Origin of the sequence: Pseudomonas sp. NFACC41-3 (genome assembly GCF_900109505.1) — a bacterium.
GTDB lineage: Bacteria > Pseudomonadota > Gammaproteobacteria > Pseudomonadales > Pseudomonadaceae > Aquipseudomonas > Aquipseudomonas chlororaphis.
The window spans coordinates 1-19,696 of the sequence record NZ_FOAE01000004.1 but is presented as its reverse complement, the minus strand read 5'-3'; the positions used below and the strand labels follow the sequence as shown (position 1 = coordinate 19,696).

Sequence of the window (19,696 nt, the reverse complement as noted above, 5' to 3'; positions counted from 1 at the left end):
CGCTCCGGTGTTAAGACAGGAGCGCCGGCCGGAGTTCCTCAGGCAATGCCCAGAATCTTGAAAACAAATGCATATTCGAGTGCTACGTCACGCAATCCCTGGTAACGCCCGCTCATGCCGCCGTGGCCGGCGCCGAGCTCGGTCTTGAGCAGCAGCAGGTGGTCGTCGGTCTTGGTGGCGCGCAACCGGGCCACCCACTTGGCCGCCTCCCAGTACTGCACGCGGCTGTCGTTGTAGCCGGCGATCACCAGGGTCGCCGGATAGGCCTTGGCCTCGACATTCTCATAAGGCGCGTAGGCCTTGATCCGCGCGTAGACCTCGGGCTCCTCCGGGTTGCCCCATTCGTCGTACTCGGTGACGGTCAGCGGTAGCTCGGGGTCGAGCATGGTGTTGAGCACATCGACGAACGGCACCTCGGCGATCGCCGCCTTGAACAGTTCCGGGCGCTGGTTGAGCACCGCGCCGATCAACAGTCCGCCGGCGCTGCCGCCGCTGATGGCCAGTTGCTCGGAAGTGGTCAGGCCCTGGGCGATCAGGTGTTCGGCGCAGGCGATGAAGTCGCTGAAGGTGTTCTGCTTGTGTTCCTGCTTGCCGGCGCGGTACCAGGCTTCGCCCAGCTCGCCGCCGCCACGCACGTGGGCAATGGCGAAGGCCACGCCGCGCTCCAGCAGGCTCAGGCGCGCATGGGAGAACCACGGGTCGAGGCTTTCGCCGTAGGCGCCGTAGCCGTAGAGGTACAGCGGTGCCGGCCGGCCCAGGGCTTCGCGCTTGATCACCAGGCTGATCGGCACCTGGGTGCCGTCGACCGCGGTCGCCCACAGGCGCTGGCTGACATAGGCATCCGGGTCGAACACGCCCAGCACCGGGGTTTCCTTGAGCACTTTCTGTGCGCCGCCGGCCAGTTCCAGCTGGCGGATCTGCGCCGGACGGTTCAGCGCTTCGTAGCGCAGGCGGATGCGTTGGCTGACGAATTCCAGGCTGTTCTGCACATGCAGGCTGTAGGCCGCATCCGGCAGTTGCACGCGATAGGCCGGCAGGCCCTCGGGATGCACCTCGATGATCGGCAGGCCGCCTTCGCGCAGGCTCAGGGTCATGGCCGAGCTGTTCAGGCTCAGGCCTTCGAGCATCACGCTATTGCTGTGGGCGATCAGGTTCTGCCAGTCGGCCTGGCTGGGCACCGTGCCCAGGTCCGGCGCCTGGTAGAGGGCGAAGTTGATGCCGTCGCAGTTGCTGCGGATAAACCAGGTCCACTGGCCGTCGAGCAAGCCGTGATCGACGTCGTATTCATGGTGCTCGACCCGCGGCGCCAGGCAGGTGAAGGCCTGCTGCGGCTGCGCCGCGTCGAGTACCCAGACCTCGCTGGTGGTCTTGCTGCCCAGGGACAGCAGCAGCTGTTTCTCCGAGCTTGAGCGGTAGCAATGCAGGAAAAAGCGCCCGTCCGGCTCATGGAACACCTCTTCGGCGGCGGTGCCGTCCAGGCGATAGCGGAACAACTTGTGCGGGCGGTGGGTATCGTCCAGCTCGCCGAAGAACAGGGTCAGGCTGTCATTGGCCCAGGTCATGCTGCCGTCGCAATCGGCGAACGCCAGTTCGCTGACCTTGCCGCTGGACAGCTCCTTGACGAACAGGGTGTAGACCTCTTCGCCGCTGGTATCGAGGCTGTAGGCCAGGCGCTGGTGGTCGGGGCTGATGCTGAAGGCACCGAGGGAGAAAAAACCACCCTTGGCCAGCTCGTTGGGGTCCAGCAGCAATTGTTCCTGGCTTTCGTCGACGCTCAGGCTGTCGTCGGCCGGGCGCGGGCAGCGGTAGTGCCGGGCGTATTCGTCGCCGGCGGTGGTGCGGGTGTAATACAGGTACGGACCCCAGGGGGAGGGCAGGGACAGGTCGGTCTCGAGGATCCGGCCCTTGATTTCCTGGAACAGGGTTTCACGCAGCGCCGCCTGGTCGGCGAGGGCGGCTTCCTGGTAGCTGTTTTCGGCCTTCAGGTAATCGAGCACGGCATCGGTGTCGCGTTCCTGGAGCCAGGCGTACGGGTCCGGACCTTCGGCCTTGCGGGCGATCGGGGCGCTGGTGACGTGGGCGGATACGGGCATGAAGGGCTCTCGGGGCGGTGACAATTAAGGGCGCTGCAGACAGCGGTGCAGCCTGGCATGCGAAAAGCCGTTATCATAAGCGCCTCTTTGCCTGCCTTGCCATGGACACCATGACCGAGAACGACTATCTGATCGCTTGGGGGCTCTACGCCTTCGCCGCCTTGGGCTGCCTGCTGGTGTGGATGCGCCTGACCCGCTGGATGTGGCGCTGGCTGCGCGAGCCGCTGCGAGTGCTGGTGGCGGTGCTGCTGTTCAGCCCGACCGTGGTCGACCCGGCCAAGGAAATGTTCGCCCCGGCCGTGGCCATCACCGCCCTGGACATGCTGTTCAAGGTCGGCAACAACGCCTGGCGCGCGGTTTCCGACCTGTTCATGTACGGCGTGATCGCCTTCGGCATCTACCTGGTGTTCGTCCTGATCCGCTGGCCGATCGAGCGCGCCTCCAAGGCCCGCCAGGAACAGGCCGAAGCCGCCAAGGCCGCGGCCCGTGCCGAAGAGCCGGACGACCAGCCTTTCGGCGGTGCCGGCGACGATCGCTACGGCCGCCCGCCAGTGCCCAGCAACCCCCAGCGTTCGCGGATCGAGCCGCGTCTGTAACACGCATTGAAGCGAGAGTCCGAGCATGTGTGAGTTATTGGGCATGAGCGCCAATGTACCGACCGATATCGTGTTCAGCTTTACCGGGCTGATGCAGCGCGGCGGACGCACCGGCCCGCATCGCGACGGCTGGGGCATCGCTTTCTACGAGGGCCGCGGCCTGCGCCTGTTCCAGGACCCGGCGGCGAGCAGCGAGTCGGAAGTGGCCAATCTGGTTCAGCGCTACCCGATCAAGAGCGAAGTGGTGATCGGCCACATTCGCCAGGCCAACGTCGGCAAGGTCTGCCTGTCCAACACCCATCCGTTCGTGCGCGAGCTGTGGGGGCGCAACTGGTGTTTCGCCCACAACGGCCAGCTGGCGGACTTCCAGCCCCCCACCAGCTTCTATCGTCCGGTGGGCGATACCGACAGCGAAGCGGCTTTCTGCGACCTGCTCAACCGGGTGCGCGAAGCCTTTCCCGAGCCAGTGGAAGTCGAGGAACTGCTGCCGTCGCTGGTGGCCGCCTGCGCCGAATATCGCGGCAAGGGCGTGTTCAACTGCCTGCTCAGCGACGGCGACTGGCTGTTCTGCTATTGCTCGACCAAGCTGGCGCAGATCACCCGCCGCGCGCCCTTTGGCCCGGCCCGCCTGAAGGACGTCGATGTGATCGTCGACTTCCAGGCGGAAACCACGCCCAACGACGTGGTGACGGTGATCGCCACCGAACCTTTGACCGAAAACGAAACCTGGACTCGCTACGAGCCAGGCCAATGGAGCCTGTGGCGGCGCGGTGAATGCGTCCTGCACGGCCAGACCGAATAAGGACATCCCCTATGTTGCTCAGTTATCTGCGGCTGGTGCTGTTTGCGGCGGGCCTGTTGATCGGTGTACAGGTTCCGGGTTTCATCAGCGATTACGCCAAGCGTGTCGAGGCTCACCTGATCGAGGCCCAGGCCGGCCTGCAAGGGTTCCAGGGCACCGCCAACCAGTTCTTCAAGGGCGATCTGCAAGCGCTGGTCGCCCACTATCGGGCCAGCGACGATCCGGTGTTTCGCAGCGACGCCGACAGCCTGGGCAATCTGCTGGTTCGCCAGCGCGCCCTGGACAAGCAGTTCCAGGCCATGCAGGGCCCGTGGTACATCCGCCTGCTGCAAGTGGTGCTGGCCGCCGACCCGGATATCCGCCAGGAAACCTGGAACGGCTACAGCTACCAGATCCTGCTGACCCCGCAAGCGATGATCTGGGCCATGAGCGGCGCCTTGCTGCTGTCGTTCGGCCTGGAATGCCTGTATCGCCTGATCGACTGGGTGGTGCTTGGCGGCAAGCGCCTGCGCCAGAGCCGGCCGATCGAAGAGCGTGACTTGAAGGGCTTGTGATATAGCCGCTGCCGCAGGCTGCGATCGACGGCGCAGCCGTCGTAAACCAGCCGACGCGTTTTTCCAGGCAGATCGCGGATGCAGGTTGTGCGGCAACTGCGTTGCCGTTCGCAGCCTCGCAGGCTCGGCAGCGGCTCACGGACGCCGCGATCCCTGTAGCCGCTGCCGCAGGCTGCGATCGGTTGCGCAGCAACCGCAAAGATGGCTGGCTGACAAACGCTCATCGAGCCGATTCACGCAGGCTGCGCCCGCGATCGCAGCCTGCGGCAGCGGCTACAAAGGCCTTCGCGGTAGATCAGCCCGCCAGCACGATATAGTCCGGCCCCACCTTGCGCGCATAACTTTCCAGCACTTGCTGGCACAGCACCACCACCTCTTCCACCAGTTCGACCCCCACCCGCCATGACACCACCACCTGCAGGTTCGGCGGGCGCTGGTCGATGGCCAGCAGGGTCAGTTCGCCGCGCGCCAGTTCCTCGCTGACCAGCACCGGCGGCAAGGCGCCGATGCCGAAACCGTCGCGCAGCAGGCGGGTAATGGCCGACACCGAGTTCACGCAGTTGAGCCGTGGCGCGGTCACCCCGTTGGCCTGCATCAGGCTCAGCACTTCCTGGTGCGGCAGAGAGTTCTTCGAGTAGGTGATGATGCGTTCCCGGGCCAGCTCGGCCAGGTTGGCGTACTCGCGGTTGTAGATCGAGTGGCTGGCGACTATCCAGCCCATGGGGTGGCTGGCCAGTTCCAGGCTGCGAATGGATTCCTGGCGCAGCAGGTCGGTTTGCAGGACCAGGTCGAGAAAGCCTTTTTGCAACTGGTCGCAGAGGTTCAGCGAGGTGTCGGCCACCAGCTCGATTTCCACCTGGGGATAGCTGTCCATCATCCGCGCCACCAGGGGGCTGAGCCAGGTGTGGATCACCGTGTCCATGACGCCGATGCGAATCCGCCCGACCTTGCTCGAACGGGTCTCGATCGACTGTTTGAGCGCCTGCATGGTGTCCATCATCTGCTCGGCATAGTCGAGCACCTTGAGGCCTTCCGGGGTCAGGCTCACGCCGCGCGAGTCGCGCAGGAACAGCTTCACCCCGAGTTCGCCCTCGAGCACGGCGATACGGCTGGAGATCGACGCCTGGGTGGTGAAGAGTTTGTCGGCGGTCAGGCGAAAGCTTTTCAGGCGCGCCACCCAGACAAAGGTTTCGAGAAACTTGAGGTTCATGCGATCAACTTTTCTTATGTCTGGAGGCGGTTTTTATTAGTTGGACGGGGCAGGGCGCGGGCGCCAAAAATCGCTGCGTCTCACGATAAGCGTCGTCGGGGCCCAGAACAATACCAATAAAACCAAGGTGGAGATTTGCCATGAGTGCGCCCGACACGCTCGCCGCCAGCAAGGCCAAAGGCCGCGCCGGCCCCTTCGACTGGTACCGCGACATCAACCAGCAGGAACGCCGCACGTTCTGGAGCTGCAAGGCCGGTTACGGCCTGGATGGCATGGACACCCAGATGCTCAGCTTCGTCATCCCGACCCTGATTGCGCTGTGGGGCATCAGCTCCGCCGAGGCCGGCCTGATCCACACCAGCACCTTGCTGGCTTCCGCCCTGGGCGGCTGGATCGCCGGCATCCTGTCCGATCGCATCGGCCGGGTGCGCACCCTGCAACTGACCGTGCTCTGGTTCGCCTTCTTCACCTTCCTCTGTGGCCTGGCGCAGAACTACGAGCAACTGCTGATCGCCCGAACCCTGATGGGCTTCGGTTTCGGCGGCGAGTGGACCGCCGGCGCGGTACTGATCGGCGAAGTGATCCGCGCGGAAAACCGCGGCAAGGCAGTGGGCATGGTGCAGTCCGGCTGGGCCCTGGGCTGGGGCATCACGGCACTGCTCTATGCGCTGATGTATTCCCTGCTGCCGCCGGAAGACGCCTGGCGCGCCTTGTTCCTGCTGGGCATCCTGCCGGCGATCTTCGTGATTTTCGTCCGCCGCCTGGTCAAGGACCCTGAGGTCTACCGGCAAACCCGGGCCCGGGAAGTACCCGACAACCCCTCGCGCTTCTACGAGATTTTCGCCCCCGGCATTCTCAGCACCACCCTGCGCGCGTCGCTGCTCGCGGCCGGCGCCCAGGGCGGCTACTACGCCATCACGTTCTGGCTGCCGACTTTTCTCAAGACCGAGCGCGGCTTGAGCGTGCTGAGCACCGGCGGCTACCTGGCGATGGTGATCTTCGGCTCTTACGTGGGCTATGTGATCAGCGCCTATCTGACCGATATTCTCGGGCGCAAGAAGAACTTCGTCCTGTTCGCCGCCGGTTCCTTCACCATCGTCCTGCTCTACACGCAAATGCCGGTGAGCAACGCGGTGATGCTGTGGCTGGGTTTTCCCCTGGGCTTCTTCGCCTCAGGGATCTTCAGCGGCATGGGCGCCTTCCTGACGGAGCTGTTCCCCACGCGGATCCGCGGTTCGGGCCAGGGCTTCTGCTACAACAGCGGCCGGGCGCTGGCGGCCCTGTTCCCGCTGCTGATCGGGCTGCTCAGCCAGCACATCCCGCTGGGCGCGGCCATCGGTACCTTCGCCGCGGTGTCCTACGGCATTGTGGTCCTGGCGGCCCTGAGCCTGCCGGAAACCCGTGGCAAACAACTCGAAGCGCGCTAACTGATAATCTGTGGGCATCCCGCGCGATCCCCGCAGCCAACATGACAAACGCTACAGGAGCACTGACCGTGAGCCGCCTGTTATTGAATTGCGACATCGGCGAAAGCTTTGGCAACTGGACCATGGGCCTGGATGCCGAGGTGATGCCATTCATCGATTGCGCCAACATCGCCTGCGGTTTCCACGCCGGCGACCCGAGCATCATGCGCAAGACCGTCAGCCTGGCCCTGGCCAATGGCGTGCGCATCGGTGCGCATCCGGCGTACCAGGACCTGGCTGGCTTCGGCCGCCGCTCCATGGCCTACGGCGCCCAGGAACTGCAGGACCTGCTGCACTACCAGATCGGTGCCCTCGACGGCATCTGCCGGGCCCAGGGCACTCGGGTGAGCTACGTCAAACCCCATGGCGCCATGTACAACGACATGATGGCCAACCCGGCGCAGTTGCGCGCGGTGATCCAGGCGGTGGCCGCCTACGACAAGACGCTGCCGCTGATGTTGATGGCCACCCGTGACAACGGCGCGGCCCAGGCCCTGGGCGACGAGTTCGGCGTGACCCTGTGGTTCGAAGCCTTCGCCGACCGTGCCTACGACAATGCCGGTCACCTGGTTTCGCGGCAACTGCCGGGGGCGGTGCATCACGACCCGGAAAAGATCATCGCCCAGGCGCTGACCATCGCCCGCGGCGACGCGCTGCTGGCCAGCGACGGCAGCGCCTTGCACCTGCAGGCCAATACCCTGTGTGTGCACGGCGACAACGCCAGTTCGGTGGCCGCCGTGCAGCGTATCCGCGCGGCCCTTCAGCAGTTGCCAGCATGAAAATACGCCTTGAAGTGGTGGCCATCGACTGCCTGATGGTGCGCCTGTTCGATGCCATCGCCGAGGCCAACATGCCGTGGATGCTCGCCGCCAGCGAGCGCCTGCGGACGGCCTTCGGCGGGCAGTTGATCGATCTGGTGCCGTCCTATACCACGCTGATGGTGCACTACGACCTGACTGCCCTGAGCCCGTCCCAGGCGCGGGAACTGATCGATCTGGCCCTGACCGACCTTACGCCCGACTCGCGCACCGGCGGCCAGCGCCATGTGCTGCCGGTCTGGTACGACCTCAGCGTCGGCCCGGAGCTGAGCCTGTTGTCGCGGCGCAGCGGCCTGTCGGTGAACGAGGTGATCCGTTGCCACAGCGAGCGTGAATACCAGGTGTTCGCCCTGGGTTTCGCCCCGGGGTTCGCCTTTATGGGGCTGGTGGACGAAGTGCTGGCCGCGCCGCGCCTGGATACCCCGCGCAAGCGGGTGGCGGCGGGCAGCGTCGGCATTGCCGAACGGCAGACCGCGGCTTATCCGGTGGTGTCGCCGGGGGGCTGGAACCTGATCGGGCGCACACCGAGCCGCCTGTTCGATCGCGAGCGCGATGGCTACAGCCTGATGCAACCGGGCGACAGCGTGCGTTTTGCCGCGGTGGACCACGCCGAATTCGTCCGCCTGGGCGGTGACGACACGCCACTTCTGGAGGCACTGGCATGAGCCGCCTGACGATCGAAGCCAGCACGCCTTTGTGCCTGTTGCAGGATGCCGGTCGCTTTGGCGTGCGGCACCTGGGCGTGACCCAGGGCGGCGCGCTGGACTGGGTGTCGATGTCCTGGGCCAACTGGCTGCTGGGCAACGCCCTGGATGTGCCGGTGATCGAAATCACCCTGGGCGGTTTCAGCGTGGTCGCCGAGGAGTTGTGCCTGCTGGCACTGGCGGGCGCCGACCTGGGGGCCTGTATCGACGGGCGTCCGCTCAGCCCGGGGCGCAGTTTTATCCTGCAAAAGGGCCAGCGGTTGCGTTTCACCCAGCCGTACCTGGGGGCGCGGGCCTACCTGGCGGCACCCGGCGGTTTCAATGCGCCCAAGGTGCTGGGCAGTTGCGCCAGCGTGGTCCGCGAGGAGCTGGGCGGGCTCGACGGCTTCGGCCGGCCACTGGCCGCGGGCGCGCGGCTGGAGTATTGCGGGGCAGGGGCGAACCTCAAGGTGCTGTCGGGCAAGCAACTGCCGGACCTGCAATCGAAGGCGCCGCTGGAGGTGATTCTCGGGGCGCAGATCGGCCAGTTCAGCGGGCAGAGCCTGTTCGATGCCTTCAACAGTGCCTGGACCCTGGACAGCCGCGCCGACCGCATGGGCATGCGCCTGCTGGGGCCGTCACTGCGTTATCAAGGGGCACCGATGATCTCCGAGGGTATTCCCCTGGGGGCGATCCAGGTGCCACCGGACGGCCAGCCGATCGTGCTGCTCAACGACCGGCAGACCATTGGCGGGTATCCACGACTGGGGGCCTTGACGCCCCTGGCGCTGGCGCGGCTGGCGCAATGCCTGCCGGGCAGCGAAGTGCGCCTGACGCCGGTGGTGCAGGAGACAGCGTATCGGCAGCAGATCGAGTTTTTACGGCGGTTTGTCTGAACCGATGTAGCCGCTGCCGCAGGCTGCGATCGGCTGCGAAGCAGACGCGCTCTTGAGTCCGCTTGAAGGCCCTTCGGGCCTTATCGCAGCCTGCGGCAGCGGCTACAGGGATCGCGTTGGACGGGATCCTATTTGGAGAGAAACCGCATCCCTTCTTCCAGGCCGCGCAAGGTCAGCGGGTACATCTGGTCTTCGATCAGCTCGCGCACGATGTTGGTCGAGGCGGTGTAGCCCCAGGTGTCTTTCGGGTAGGGGTTGATCCAGATGAGCTTCTTGTACTTCTCCATGAAGCGCTGCATCCACACATAACCGGCCTCTTCGTTCCAGTGCTCGACGCTGCCGCCGGCCTGGGTGATTTCGTAGGGCGCCATGGCGGCGTCGCCGACGAAGATTACTTTGTAGTCGGCGCCGTACTTGTGCAGCACGTCCTGGGTCGAGGTGCGTTCCGAGCCGCGGCGCAGGTTGTTCTTCCACACCGATTCATAGATGAAATTGTGGAAGTAGTAGTACTCCAGGTGCTTGAACTCGGTCTTGCAGGCCGAGAACAGCTCCTCGCAAATCTTCACGTGGGCATCCATGGAGCCGCCGATATCGAACAGCAACAGCAGCTTGATGCTGTTGCGTCGTTCCGGGCGCATCTGGATGTTCAGCAGGCCGGCGTCGCGGGCGGTGTGATCGATGGTGCCATCGATGTCCAGCTCGTCCGCCGCGCCCTGGCGGGCGAACTTGCGCAGGCGGCGCAGGGCCACCTTGATGTTGCGCGTGCCCAGTTCCACCGAGTCGTCGAGGTTCTTGTACTCGCGCTGGTCCCAGACCTTGACCGCCTTGCCCTGGCGCTTGCCGGCGTCGCCGACGCGGATGCCTTCCGGGTTGAAACCGCCGGAGCCGAAGGGGCTGGTGCCGCCGGTGCCGATCCACTTGTTGCCGCCGGCATGGCGTTCCTTCTGTTCTTCCAAGCGCTTCTTGAACTCTTCGATCAGCTTGTCCAGGCCGCCGAGGGACTGGATCTGCGCCCGTTCCTCATCGGTCAGCGAGCGCTCGAACTCCTTGCGCAGCCAATCCTCGGGGATCAGTGCCTGCAGGTGGTCGTCGAGTTTTTCCAGGCCGTTGAAGTAGGCGCCGAACGCGCGGTCGAACTTGTCGAAGTGCCGTTCGTCCTTCACCAGGATCGCCCGGGACAGGTAATAGAACTCGTCCATGTCGGCGAAGGTCACGCGCTGCTTGAGCGCGTTGATCAGGTCGAGCAGCTCGCGCACCGACACCGGAACCTTGGCGGCACGCATTTCATTGAACAGGTTGAGCAACATGGCATCAGCCTCTTAACGACTGCCGCGACGGCTCATGAATGCCAGGCGTTCGAGCAGTTGTACATCCTGCTCGTTCTTCACCAAGGCGCCGGCCAGCGGCGGGATGGCCTTGGTCGGATCGCGTTCGCGCAGCACCGCTTCGCCGATGTTGTCGGCCATCAGCAGCTTGAGCCAGTCCACCAGCTCGGAGGTCGAAGGCTTTTTCTTCAGGCCCGGCACCTTGCGCACGTCGAAGAACACGTCCAGCGCCTCGCTGACCAGGTCTTTCTTGATGTCGGGGTAGTGCACGTCGACGATTTTCTGCAGGGTGGTGCGGTCGGGGAAGGCGATGTAGTGGAAGAAGCAGCGGCGCAGGAAGGCGTCCGGCAGCTCTTTCTCGTTGTTGGAGGTAATGATGATGATCGGGCGCTGCTTGGCCTTGATGGTCTCGTCGATTTCGTAGACGTAGAACTCCATCTTGTCGAGTTCCTGCAACAGGTCGTTGGGGAACTCGATGTCGGCCTTGTCGATTTCGTCGATCAGCAGGATCACCCGCTCCTCGGATTCGAAGGCCTCCCACAGCTTGCCCTTCTTCAGGTAGTTGCGGATGTCATGCACCTTGTCCACGCCCAGCTGCGAATCGCGCAGGCGGCTCACCGCGTCGTATTCGTACAGGCCCTGGTGAGCCTTGGTGGTGGACTTGATGTGCCAGGTGATCAGCCTGGCACCGAAGGACTCGGCCAGTTGCTCGGCGAGCATGGTCTTGCCGGTGCCCGGTTCGCCCTTGACCAGCAGCGGCCGCTCCAGGGTGATGGCGGCATTGACTGCCAGCTTCAGGTCATCGGTGGCGACGTACGCGCTGGTGCCTTCGAACTTCATCTGCAATTCCTCGAACGGTAACGCCGACGTGCATCGAGCAGGTCGGAAGAATAAAACACGAATGGCCGACTATAGCGCGGCGCCCGGTCGACTGTGAACGCAGACGCCCCATTCAGTCTCTGAATGGGGCGTCACGTGGTGACTCAGTCAGCGGATGGCTTGGGACGCTCATACTGGGCATTGAAGGCCTCGATGAAACCATTGCGTAAAATCTGCAAAAAAGCCTGGAATGCGCTGACATCACGCTGATGTACGCTGCCTTTGAGTTCTACCCGGGTGGCGAACTGGTTTTTCCCCTGGTTTTTCAGCACGGTTTCGCTGACCCCCACCAGGGCTTCCCAGATCGAGCGGAATATCCCTTTGTCCTTGTTCTCGACATCCTGCTGCCAATTGAACACATCGACATCGCGCAATAGCGGCTTGATATAGCCGGTGAGCTGGCCCTTGTTGGCTTCGGCTTCAATCACCAGGTCGCCGTGACCGGCGTTGAAGTCGAATTTGCCATAGGCACCGGCGAAGTCGTTCAAGCGCTTGAGTTCGATATCCCGCACGCGCAGGCGGAACTCGAAGTCCTGGAAGTCGCTCAGCGGGTCGAAGGTGGCATTGGTTTCCAGGGGCGCATGGCCCAGCAGCAGGGCCTTGCCTTCGAGGCGGGCGTCGCGTTTGCCTTGGGTGTCGACCACGTTGGTCAGGTTGTAGGCGCTGGCGTTGACCTGGGTGGCGCTCATGTTCACCGGCGGTTTGGAGTTGAAGTTACGGAAACTGATCTTGCCGTCGCTGACCTGTACTTCGTTGAGGGTGATGGGCAGCAGTTTGTTCAGCTGGGCCCGCCAGTCGGTGCCTTCACCGGTTTGCGAGTTCTTTTTGGTGGCGCCGTCGACGAAGTTGACCTGCGGCCCGACGAATTGCACTTCGGCCACCACCGCATGGTCGTACCACAAGGAGTGCCAGCTCACCGACAGATCGACCAGCGGTGCGTTGACGAACGGCACTGGCACCTTGCCGTCGACCTTGACGATTTTCAGGCCGTTGATCCGGTAGGCACCGCGCCACAGGGCCAGGTCGACATCGGCGATCTGGCCGCGGTAGTCGCCCATGTTGGCGAGGCGGTCATTGAGGTAATCACGCACCAGATAGGGCAGGGCGATGTGCAGGGCAACCAGCAGCACCAGCACCCCGGCGAGGGTCCACAGGGGCCAACTGTAGCGACGTTTCATGAGCATGAGTCTCCAGCCATGTGCCTTATAGCGATTGACTCCCCGGCATCGCAGTCGTTCGTCCCGACTGGACGCTCATGGGTGCGAGGCATACCCTTGAAGACTTCCTTTCACGCTGTACAAGGACCCAGCCATGAGCCGCATTTTCGTTGACAACGCCCATTCCATCGGCAATACGCCGCTGGTGCAGATCAACCGCATCGCGCCCCGCGGCGTCACCATCCTGGCCAAGATCGAAGGACGCAACCCGGGTTATTCGGTGAAGTGCCGGATCGGCGCGAACATGATCTGGGACGCGGAAAGCAGCGGCAAACTCAAGCCGGGCATGACCATCATCGAGCCGACCTCGGGTAACACTGGCATCGGCCTGGCGTTCGTCGCCGCGGCCCGTGGCTATAAGTTGGTCCTGACCATGCCGGCGTCGATGAGCATCGAGCGACGCAAGGTGCTCAAGGCCCTGGGGGCCGAACTGGTGCTGACCGAGCCGGCCAAGGGCATGAAAGGGGCGATCGAGAAGGCCGCGCAAATCCTCGCCAGCGACCCTGACAAATACTTCATGCCGCAGCAGTTCGATAACCCGGCCAACCCGGCGATCCACGAGAAAACCACCGGTCCGGAAATCTGGAATGACACCGATGGCGCGGTGGACGTGCTGGTAGCGGGCGTCGGCACCGGCGGCACCATCACCGGGGTTTCCCGTTACATCAAGAAGACCCAGGGCAAACCTATCCTGTCGGTGGCGGTGGAGCCGAGCGTCTCGCCGGTGATCACCCAGAAGCTGGCCGGCGAAGAGATCAAGCCCAGCCCGCACAAGATCCAGGGCATCGGTGCCGGTTTTGTGCCGAGCAACCTCGACCTGTCGATGGTCGACCGGGTCGAGCTGGCGAGCGACGAGGAATCCAAGGCCATGGCCCTGCGCCTGATGCAGGAGGAGGGGATCCTCTGTGGCATCTCCTGCGGCGCGGCGATGGCGGTGGCGGTGCGCCTGGCGGAAACCCCCGAGATGCAAGGCAAGACCATAGTGGTGGTGCTGCCGGATTCGGGTGAACGTTATCTGTCGAGCATGCTGTTCAGCGACCTGTTCACCGAGCAGGAGAACCAGCAGTAAGGCAGTGGGAAGGTGATCGCCGGCAGGCTCCGCAGAAGCCCGCTTGCCGGCGATCGAAGGTACGGCGGTTGCGGCGTACAGGGCATGTCACATGTGTACTGACCTGCATCAGCTGGCGTTCAGCTGTCGTGTGTTAATCAGCGTTTTATTGCACAACTGTTAACACTGATTGTCGGTTTGTGCGGGTTTTTCCAGGGGCCAGGAGTGTTTATCATGGCCGGCTGCCATGCCGGATGAATGCTGCCCCGCCGGTGATTATTTCAAGGAGATATTGCATGAGCCTTTCGTTTGCCGCCAAGTCCGCGGTGTTGCTGCTATTCATCGGCAGCACTCTCTACGTGCATTTACGCGGCAAGGCTCGACTGCCGGTGCTGCGCCAGTTCGTCAACCATTCGGCGCTGTTCGCTCCTTATAACGCCTTGATGTACCTGTTTTCCGGTGTGCCTTCCAAGCCCTACCTGGACCGCAGCAAGTTCCCCGAGCTGGATGTGCTCAAGGACAACTGGGAAGTGATCCGCGACGAAGCCATGCATTTGTTCGACGAGGGTTACATCCGCGCCGCCGAGAAGAACAACGACGCCGGTTTCGGTTCGTTCTTCAAGAAGGGCTGGAAGCGTTTCTACCTCAAGTGGTACGACAAACCGCTGCCGTCGGCCGAGTTGCTGTGCCCGAAGACCGTTGAACTGGTCAGCCGCATTCCCAACGTCAAGGGCGCGATGTTCGCCCTGCTGCCCGGTGGCAGCCATCTGAACCCGCACCGCGATCCGTTCGCCGGTTCCCTGCGTTATCACCTGGGCCTGTCCACGCCGAACTCCGACGACTGCCGGATTTTCGTCGACGGCCAGGTCTACGCCTGGCGCGATGGCGAAGACGTGATGTTCGATGAAACCTATGTGCACTGGGTCAAAAACGAGACCGACAAGACCCGGGTCATTCTGTTCTGCGACATCGAGCGTCCGTTGAGCAACCCGCTGATGACCCGTGTCAACCGCTGGATCAGTGGCTGGCTGGGGCGTGCCACCGCGCCGCAGAACCTCGACGACGAGCGCGTCGGCGGGATCAACCAGGCTTATGCCTGGAGCAAGCGTTTCAGCGACCGCATCAGTGGCGTGGTCAAGCAATGGAAGCGCCGCAATCCGAAGCTCTACCGCGTCATGCGTCCGGTGCTGGCGGTGGTGGTCCTGACCGCCCTGGGTTACTGGTTGTTCGGATAAGGCGTTGCAATGAATATCGGGCGCTGGTTATAGTCGGCGCCCGGTGTATCAGAAGATTCACCTTCCACTTCAGAAAGATCAGCACATGCCTCATTCCCTCATCAACGCGGTAGTCGATTCAGCGGTCAACGCTGGCGTCGTGCCGTGCGGGAACCCGCAGCCTGTGCAGATCAGTCATTACCCCCCCACCTGTCAGTAGCACGCCGGTGTGCGCCGTCGTATCGCCGCCGGGCGTCGTCGTACGGGGCTGATCGGCAACCTTTGCTGTTGCCCGCGCCCGCCAGAAAAAACTACTGAGTTTCAGCCTCGGCTGAGTTGGCTATTTGCCTGATTACAGGTGCTATTCATGTTGCTCATATCGAAAAAGTCCGCGCTTGCGGCGGCTTCCACGAGCCTGTTCGTCCTGCTCTGGAGCAGTGGGGCGATCTTCTCCAAATGGGGGCTGGCCCATGCCTCGCCCTTTGCCTTTCTGTTGTTCCGTTTTGCCATCGCCCTGTGCGGGCTGGTGCTGTTGATTCCCCTGCTCAAGCTGCGTTTGCCCCGCGGGCGCAAGCCGATGCTGTACGCGGTGGCCACCGGGCTGGTGTTGCTGGGGGCATACCAGATCTTCTACCTGCTGGCCCTGGACCTGAAGGTCACCCCCGGAGTGATGGCCACCATCATGGGAGTACAACCCATCCTTACCGTGGTGATCATGGAGCGTCAGCGCTCCTGGAGCCGGATGTTCGGCCTGGCGCTGGGTTTGGCCGGGTTGATCATGGTGGTGTACCAGGGCATCGGCCTGGCCGGCATGTCGCTGGCCGGGATGCTCTTCGGCCTGCTGGCCCTGGTGAGCATGACCCTGGGCTCGATCATGCAGAAGCGCATCAGCGACAACCCGCTGGGCACCCTGCCGGTGCAGTACCTGGCGGGGCTGTTGCTGTGCGCGCTGTTCGTGCCGTTCCAGCCGTTTCACTTCGAGCACAGCGTCGGCTTTATCGTCCCGGCGCTGTGGATGGGGCTGGTGGTCTCGGTGCTGGCGACCTTGCTGCTGTACCGGCTGATCGCTCGCGGCAATCTGGTGAACGTCACCAGCCTGTTCTACCTGGTGCCGGCGGTGACGGCCGTGATGGACTACCTGTTCTTCGGTAATCGGCTGGCACTGCTGAGCGTGCTCGGCATGCTGTTGATCATCGTCGGGTTGGTGTTTGTGTTCCGCAAAAACAGCTGATTCATAAGGGCCGGGCGCAGCTTTCGACTTGAGCGAGGGCTGCGCCTTTTTTTTGCCTGGGCGCACCCTTCAGATTGGCCAGGGCCGGTCGATAACAATGGTGGCTCATTGCCATTAATTTGCGTTCGCTTTTACCCTATTTATTGATCGCTTGGGAATAAGACAAACCTTAAAAATTAAAGATTTCTTCTACACTGACGACATACTCTTCAGGCCCAATGGAGAAAGTCAGAATGAGTACCAAGCTGGTTTTGGCAGGTGTCGGCATGTTTCTAGGCTTGAGTGGAATCTGTTTCGCAGCCCCTCAAAGCATTCAGGGAACGATCTATTTTCACGGCAGTATCGTCGAGGAGCCTTGCACGCCAAGCTCGACTGCCCAAGGCGGGGCGGCGTTGAATCTTCGCCAGTGCCCGCAGTTTTCCCGCGGTAACGACATTCGTGTACACGGCGTCGGCCCATCGCGCTCGGTGACGGCCATCGGCAAATCGCCGGTCAACGTCAAGCTGGTCACGGACAGCGGCAAGGAAGGGCGCTACTACGATCAGCAATATGCGTTGGTCGATGAGGCGGGCAAATCGGTCAACTCGGGGATGTACCTGATTACCTTGACGTCGCCATAAGTCAGGTATAGGCCAATGCCCGGCGCTAGAGCGCCGGGTATTGAATGACCGTCACGGATGCCCCCCGTTGTTGCTGGAGGCATGCCTTGACGAAAGGCAAAAAAAGACCGGCAAGTGTACCTTGCCGGTCAATCCACAACACGCAGCGGCGGGGCCGCCGCTGCGTGGTCAGGGCGGGGTCAGAAGCGGTAGCTGGCGTTCAGGCTCAGGCCATGTTCGCTGGCGCCGCTGCCCAGTTGCCCGTTGTAGGCGGCGCCCAGGCTCAGCTCGGGAGTCACCCGGGTTTCCACTCCGGCTTCGACCACCGCGCTGTTGCGCGAGTAGGCCGCACCTTCGATACGGAACGCATCGCTGCCGTCGAAACGGTAGGTGTTGGACGGCGTGATGCCGTTCAGGGCGTGTTTCCAGCCGGCGCTGCCGAACACGGTGAGCAACTTGCCGTTGTCCAGTTGCTTGTCGGCGCTGGCGCGCAGACCCAGGGTGGAGAAGGTCTGCTCGTCCGACGCGTGCTTGGCGCGCAGGGCCGCAGGGCCGCCACTTTCCTTGAAGCCTTCGCTCTTGACCTGCACATAGGCCAGGTTGGCGAAGGGTTCCAGCTGTACCGAAGGGCTGAGGTCGAAGCGCCGGCCCAGTTCGCCGAAGGCTTGCAGGGTGTTGGCGTCATGCTTGGACTTCAGGTGGTCGCTGTAGCCGGCGAAGTTCACCGAACGCTTGGCGTCGATCCGGCTCCAGGTGTACGCCATGCCGCCGCGCAGGTCGAAGCCGCTAACCTGTGTTCCGCCATAGACACCCAGGTGGATGTTGTCGTTGTCGCTCGAGGAGTCGCGTGACGAGCTCTTCAGTTCGGTGCGGCTGTAGCCGGTCAGCACGCCGACATGGCCGCGGTCGCCGACCGCGGTATCGACACCAGTCAGGAAACCCTTGGTGTCGCTGCGCAGGTTGGCGGTATTGCTGTCGCCCTTGACTTCGCCCCAGTTGCCCAGCGTGGTGATCCACGGGGTCAGGCCGGAGTGAGTGTCGCTCGCGGTGTCACGGGCCTGGGCGGCAGTCGCCGAGCGCAGGCGGGTGTTCGCCGCGTCGCGAACCAGGCGGCTGTCCTGGACCAGCGCCGAACGGGTGGAGTTGTGGAACTCGCCGGACAGTTGGTCGAAGGCATCGCGAGCCTGGTGGTCATCGGGCAGATAGGCGATGGCCTCGAACAGCTTGTTGTGCACCGGTGGCGTCAGCGCCGGCACGGCCGCGCCTTTCAGGCTTTGTGCCGCGGTGGCCGTGGCACGCTGGTTGGGGGTGAAGGCGGCTTCCTGGAACAGGCGCGTCTGCTGCACATCCAGGTAGGCGTTGTGGCTGTCGTAGTTGTCCACCACGTCATAGAAGGTCGAGACCCAGGTATCGCCCGTCAGCTTGTAGCGCCCGCTCAGGCCTTTCTCGGTCGCCAGCACCAGATAGCGACGGTCCAGCTCGTAGCGTTTGCTGTCGAGTTTGTCCGCCTTGATGATGCTGCCGTCCTCGAGCCGCGCCGCGCCGTTCACCAGCAGCCGGTCGTTGGCCCCGGTGCTCAGCAGTTCGGCGTGGAAGGTCGAACCGTTGTGCTGGTCGAGGTCGCCGGCCAGGGTCAGGGTGCCGATGGAGTTGCCGGGAGCGATGGTCGCGCCTTTGTGCAGGGTGACGTTGCCGACCTGGCCGTTGCCGGCCAGGGTTGCGCCGTCATACACGTCGGTCGAGCCGCCGAGCTTGCCATTGACGGCCAGGATGCCCGAATCGACGTAGCTGCGGCCGTGGAAGGCGGAGCTGTCGCCGCTCAGTTCGGTGCGCCCGGCGCCGCGCTTATAGAGCGTACCGGTGCCGGAAAGGGCGCCGTCGAAGCGGTAGTCGTTGGCACGGTTGAACACCAGGCTGCCAGGTGCGTCGATCTGCACGTCGCCGAGGATCGAGCCGCTGTTGCCGCCGTTCGCGCCGGCACCCAGTTGCAGGGTGCCGTTGCTGATCAGCGTGCCGCCCTGGTAGGTGTTTTCGCCGGTGAGCACGGTGCTGCCCGTGCCGCGCTGCTCGACCGAGCCGCTGCCGTAGATGACGTGGTCGTACTGGTACTGGTTGTTGCGGTCGAACACCACCTGGCCATCGTTGCCGATATCGCTGAGCACTTCACCTTGGCTGCCGTTGAAGGCGCCGATGTGCAGGCTGGCGTTCTGGTCGACCTGCACTTGCCCGGCCATGCGGTTGTTCAGCAGCAGTTCGCCGCCCTTGACATTCAACTGGCCGGTGAAGCCGCTGGAGTCACCGTTGAACACGGTTTGCCCGGCGATGTGATTGACGTGGCCCTGACCTTCGAAGCCGGCATCGAACTGGTAGTTTTGGTCGTTGTGGTTGAACTGGACCAGGCCCTGGCCCTGGCCGAAGACCACGCGCTTGGCTTCCAGGCTGCCCGCGCCCTTGGCGTCGGCGGCCTTGTCGCTGGTCGCTCCCACATAAAGCGCAGCGTTGGAGCTGCTGTCGTTGGCGATCCGCAGGGTGCCACCGCCGACTTTGGCCACGCTCTGGTTGGCGAGTACCAGGCTGGCGTTGCCGCTCTGGCCGACGATCATGTCGCCGAGGGTTTCCCAGAGGCTGCCCGCGCCATCGACGCTGGCGCTGCCATTGGCGCCCTGGTTGGCACCGATGATGCCGTCCAGGCTGGTTACCTGGCCGCCATTCTTGATGTCCAGGGCGCCGTTGCCGGCGCCGCCGACGATCAGGGTCTTGTCGGTGGACAGGGTGCCGTTGTCGACGCTGACCGAACCATTCGAGCCTTTTTGTGCGCCGAGGACGGTGTTGCCAGCGGTCTGCACCTTGGCGCCGTTGGTGAGCGACAGCGAGCCGTTGCCCGACTGGCCCACGATCATGTCACCCAGGCTTTTCCAGAGGCTACCCGCGCCATCGAGGCTGGCGGTGCCATTGGAACCCAGGTCGGCGGCGATGATGCTGTCCTGGCTGTTGACCTGACCGCCGTTCTTGACGTCCAGGACGCCATTGCCGGCGCCGCCGACGATCAGGGTCTTGTCGGTGGA

At 63.5% G+C, this 19,696-nt stretch carries 17 protein-coding genes; 11 read left to right on the top strand and 6 right to left on the bottom strand.

Annotated elements, in window-relative coordinates; genetic code table 11:
- Positions 1-38: 38 nt before the first annotated feature.
- The gene (locus BMY68_RS18090; RefSeq protein ID WP_085530090.1) at positions 39-2,093 is read right to left on the bottom strand and encodes a S9 family peptidase; all 2,055 of its coding nucleotides are present in this window, start codon (positions 2,091-2,093) and stop codon (positions 39-41) included.
- Positions 2,094-2,194: 101 nt separating this feature from the next.
- Here BMY68_RS18090 and BMY68_RS18085 point away from each other — a divergent pair, with 101 nt between their 5' ends.
- Genes BMY68_RS18085 through BMY68_RS18075 form a run of 3 tightly spaced genes read left to right on the top strand, consistent with a single transcriptional unit; the run spans position 2,195 to position 4,045 of the window.
- On the top strand, positions 2,195-2,689 hold the full coding sequence (locus BMY68_RS18085) for a hypothetical protein (RefSeq protein ID WP_007926901.1): 495 nt from the start codon (positions 2,195-2,197) through the stop codon (positions 2,687-2,689).
- A gap of 25 nt (positions 2,690-2,714) precedes the next feature.
- Entirely contained in the window at positions 2,715-3,491 is a 777-nt protein-coding gene (locus BMY68_RS18080; protein WP_007926899.1) for a class II glutamine amidotransferase, read from the top strand.
- Between the two features lie 11 nt (positions 3,492-3,502).
- On the top strand, positions 3,503-4,045 hold the full coding sequence (locus tag BMY68_RS18075; RefSeq protein ID WP_009042623.1) for a DUF2937 family protein: 543 nt from the start codon (positions 3,503-3,505) through the stop codon (positions 4,043-4,045).
- Positions 4,046-4,340: 295 nt separating this feature from the next.
- Here BMY68_RS18075 and BMY68_RS18070 read toward each other — a convergent pair whose 3' ends face one another.
- Positions 4,341-5,255, bottom strand: coding sequence for a LysR family transcriptional regulator (locus BMY68_RS18070; RefSeq protein WP_085530091.1), 915 nt, complete (start codon positions 5,253-5,255; stop codon positions 4,341-4,343).
- Between the two features lie 140 nt (positions 5,256-5,395).
- Here BMY68_RS18070 and BMY68_RS18065 point away from each other — a divergent pair, with 140 nt between their 5' ends.
- The 4 genes from BMY68_RS18065 to BMY68_RS18050 all read left to right on the top strand — a co-directional run bounded on the left by BMY68_RS18065 (position 5,396) and on the right by BMY68_RS18050 (position 9,118).
- Positions 5,396-6,682, top strand: a complete 1,287-nt coding sequence (locus BMY68_RS18065) for an MFS transporter (protein WP_009042625.1) — start codon at positions 5,396-5,398, stop codon at positions 6,680-6,682.
- A 68-nt stretch (positions 6,683-6,750) separates the two neighbouring features.
- Positions 6,751-7,500, top strand: coding sequence for a 5-oxoprolinase subunit PxpA (locus tag BMY68_RS18060; protein WP_085530092.1), 750 nt, complete (start codon positions 6,751-6,753; stop codon positions 7,498-7,500).
- Positions 7,497-8,204, top strand: a complete 708-nt coding sequence (gene pxpB / locus BMY68_RS18055; protein WP_085530093.1) for a 5-oxoprolinase subunit PxpB — start codon at positions 7,497-7,499, stop codon at positions 8,202-8,204. Before BMY68_RS18060 ends, pxpB begins: the two co-directional genes overlap by 4 nt.
- Complete coding sequence (locus tag BMY68_RS18050; protein ID WP_085530094.1) at positions 8,201-9,118, top strand: 5-oxoprolinase subunit C family protein; 918 nt, start codon at positions 8,201-8,203, stop codon at positions 9,116-9,118. Before pxpB ends, BMY68_RS18050 begins: the two co-directional genes overlap by 4 nt.
- A 128-nt stretch (positions 9,119-9,246) precedes the next feature.
- On the opposite strand, the gene BMY68_RS18045 is transcribed toward BMY68_RS18050, so the two are convergent.
- The 3 genes from BMY68_RS18045 to BMY68_RS18035 all read right to left on the bottom strand — a co-directional run bounded on the left by BMY68_RS18045 (position 9,247) and on the right by BMY68_RS18035 (position 12,500).
- Positions 9,247-10,425, bottom strand: coding sequence for a vWA domain-containing protein (locus BMY68_RS18045; RefSeq protein ID WP_009042629.1), 1,179 nt, complete (start codon positions 10,423-10,425; stop codon positions 9,247-9,249).
- Between the two features lie 12 nt (positions 10,426-10,437).
- On the bottom strand, positions 10,438-11,283 hold the full coding sequence (locus BMY68_RS18040; protein ID WP_007926885.1) for an AAA family ATPase: 846 nt from the start codon (positions 11,281-11,283) through the stop codon (positions 10,438-10,440).
- Between the two features lie 143 nt (positions 11,284-11,426).
- On the bottom strand, positions 11,427-12,500 hold the full coding sequence (locus tag BMY68_RS18035; protein WP_037005128.1) for a DUF748 domain-containing protein: 1,074 nt from the start codon (positions 12,498-12,500) through the stop codon (positions 11,427-11,429).
- A 133-nt stretch (positions 12,501-12,633) separates the two neighbouring features.
- Here BMY68_RS18035 and cysK point away from each other — a divergent pair, with 133 nt between their 5' ends.
- The 4 genes from cysK (at position 12,634) to BMY68_RS18015 (ending at position 16,652) form a co-directional block, all read left to right on the top strand.
- Positions 12,634-13,608 (top strand): cysteine synthase A, encoded by a 975-nt coding sequence (cysK, locus tag BMY68_RS18030; RefSeq protein WP_007926882.1) that lies wholly within the window; start codon positions 12,634-12,636, stop codon positions 13,606-13,608.
- Positions 13,609-13,883: 275 nt separating this feature from the next.
- Entirely contained in the window at positions 13,884-14,822 is a 939-nt protein-coding gene (locus tag BMY68_RS18025) for an aspartyl/asparaginyl beta-hydroxylase domain-containing protein (RefSeq protein ID WP_085530095.1), read from the top strand.
- Positions 14,823-15,168: 346 nt separating this feature from the next.
- The gene (locus tag BMY68_RS18020; RefSeq protein ID WP_085530096.1) at positions 15,169-16,032 is read left to right on the top strand and encodes a DMT family transporter; all 864 of its coding nucleotides are present in this window, start codon (positions 15,169-15,171) and stop codon (positions 16,030-16,032) included.
- 233 nt (positions 16,033-16,265) lie between these two features.
- Positions 16,266-16,652 (top strand): hypothetical protein, encoded by a 387-nt coding sequence (locus tag BMY68_RS18015; protein ID WP_085530097.1) that lies wholly within the window; start codon positions 16,266-16,268, stop codon positions 16,650-16,652.
- A 179-nt stretch (positions 16,653-16,831) separates the two neighbouring features.
- On the opposite strand, the gene BMY68_RS18010 is transcribed toward BMY68_RS18015, so the two are convergent.
- A partial coding sequence (locus BMY68_RS18010; protein WP_139214890.1) for an autotransporter outer membrane beta-barrel domain-containing protein occupies positions 16,832-19,696 on the bottom strand: 2,865 nt, incomplete at its 5' end.

Bases quoted from the DNA above. Each gene is read 5' to 3' on its own strand.
- BMY68_RS18040 (WP_007926885.1), bottom strand. From the start codon at position 11,283: ATGAAGTTCGAAGGCACCAGCGCGTACGTCGCCACCGATGACCTGAAG.
- BMY68_RS18080 (WP_007926899.1), top strand. From the start codon at position 2,715: ATGTGTGAGTTATTGGGCATGAGCGCCAATGTACCGACCGATATCGTG.
- BMY68_RS18075 (WP_009042623.1), top strand. From the start codon at position 3,503: ATGTTGCTCAGTTATCTGCGGCTGGTGCTGTTTGCGGCGGGCCTGTTG.
- BMY68_RS18050 (WP_085530094.1), top strand. From the start codon at position 8,201: ATGAGCCGCCTGACGATCGAAGCCAGCACGCCTTTGTGCCTGTTGCAG.
- cysK (WP_007926882.1), top strand. From the start codon at position 12,634: ATGAGCCGCATTTTCGTTGACAACGCCCATTCCATCGGCAATACGCCG.
- BMY68_RS18035 (WP_037005128.1), bottom strand. From the start codon at position 12,500: ATGAAACGTCGCTACAGTTGGCCCCTGTGGACCCTCGCCGGGGTGCTG.
- BMY68_RS18065 (WP_009042625.1), top strand. From the start codon at position 5,396: ATGAGTGCGCCCGACACGCTCGCCGCCAGCAAGGCCAAAGGCCGCGCC.
- BMY68_RS18045 (WP_009042629.1), bottom strand. From the start codon at position 10,425: ATGTTGCTCAACCTGTTCAATGAAATGCGTGCCGCCAAGGTTCCGGTG.
- BMY68_RS18020 (WP_085530096.1), top strand. From the start codon at position 15,169: ATGTTGCTCATATCGAAAAAGTCCGCGCTTGCGGCGGCTTCCACGAGC.
- BMY68_RS18070 (WP_085530091.1), bottom strand. From the start codon at position 5,255: ATGAACCTCAAGTTTCTCGAAACCTTTGTCTGGGTGGCGCGCCTGAAA.
- pxpB (WP_085530093.1), top strand. From the start codon at position 7,497: ATGAAAATACGCCTTGAAGTGGTGGCCATCGACTGCCTGATGGTGCGC.
- BMY68_RS18090 (WP_085530090.1), bottom strand. From the start codon at position 2,093: ATGCCCGTATCCGCCCACGTCACCAGCGCCCCGATCGCCCGCAAGGCC.
- BMY68_RS18015 (WP_085530097.1), top strand. From the start codon at position 16,266: ATGAGTACCAAGCTGGTTTTGGCAGGTGTCGGCATGTTTCTAGGCTTG.
- BMY68_RS18025 (WP_085530095.1), top strand. From the start codon at position 13,884: ATGAGCCTTTCGTTTGCCGCCAAGTCCGCGGTGTTGCTGCTATTCATC.
- BMY68_RS18085 (WP_007926901.1), top strand. From the start codon at position 2,195: ATGGACACCATGACCGAGAACGACTATCTGATCGCTTGGGGGCTCTAC.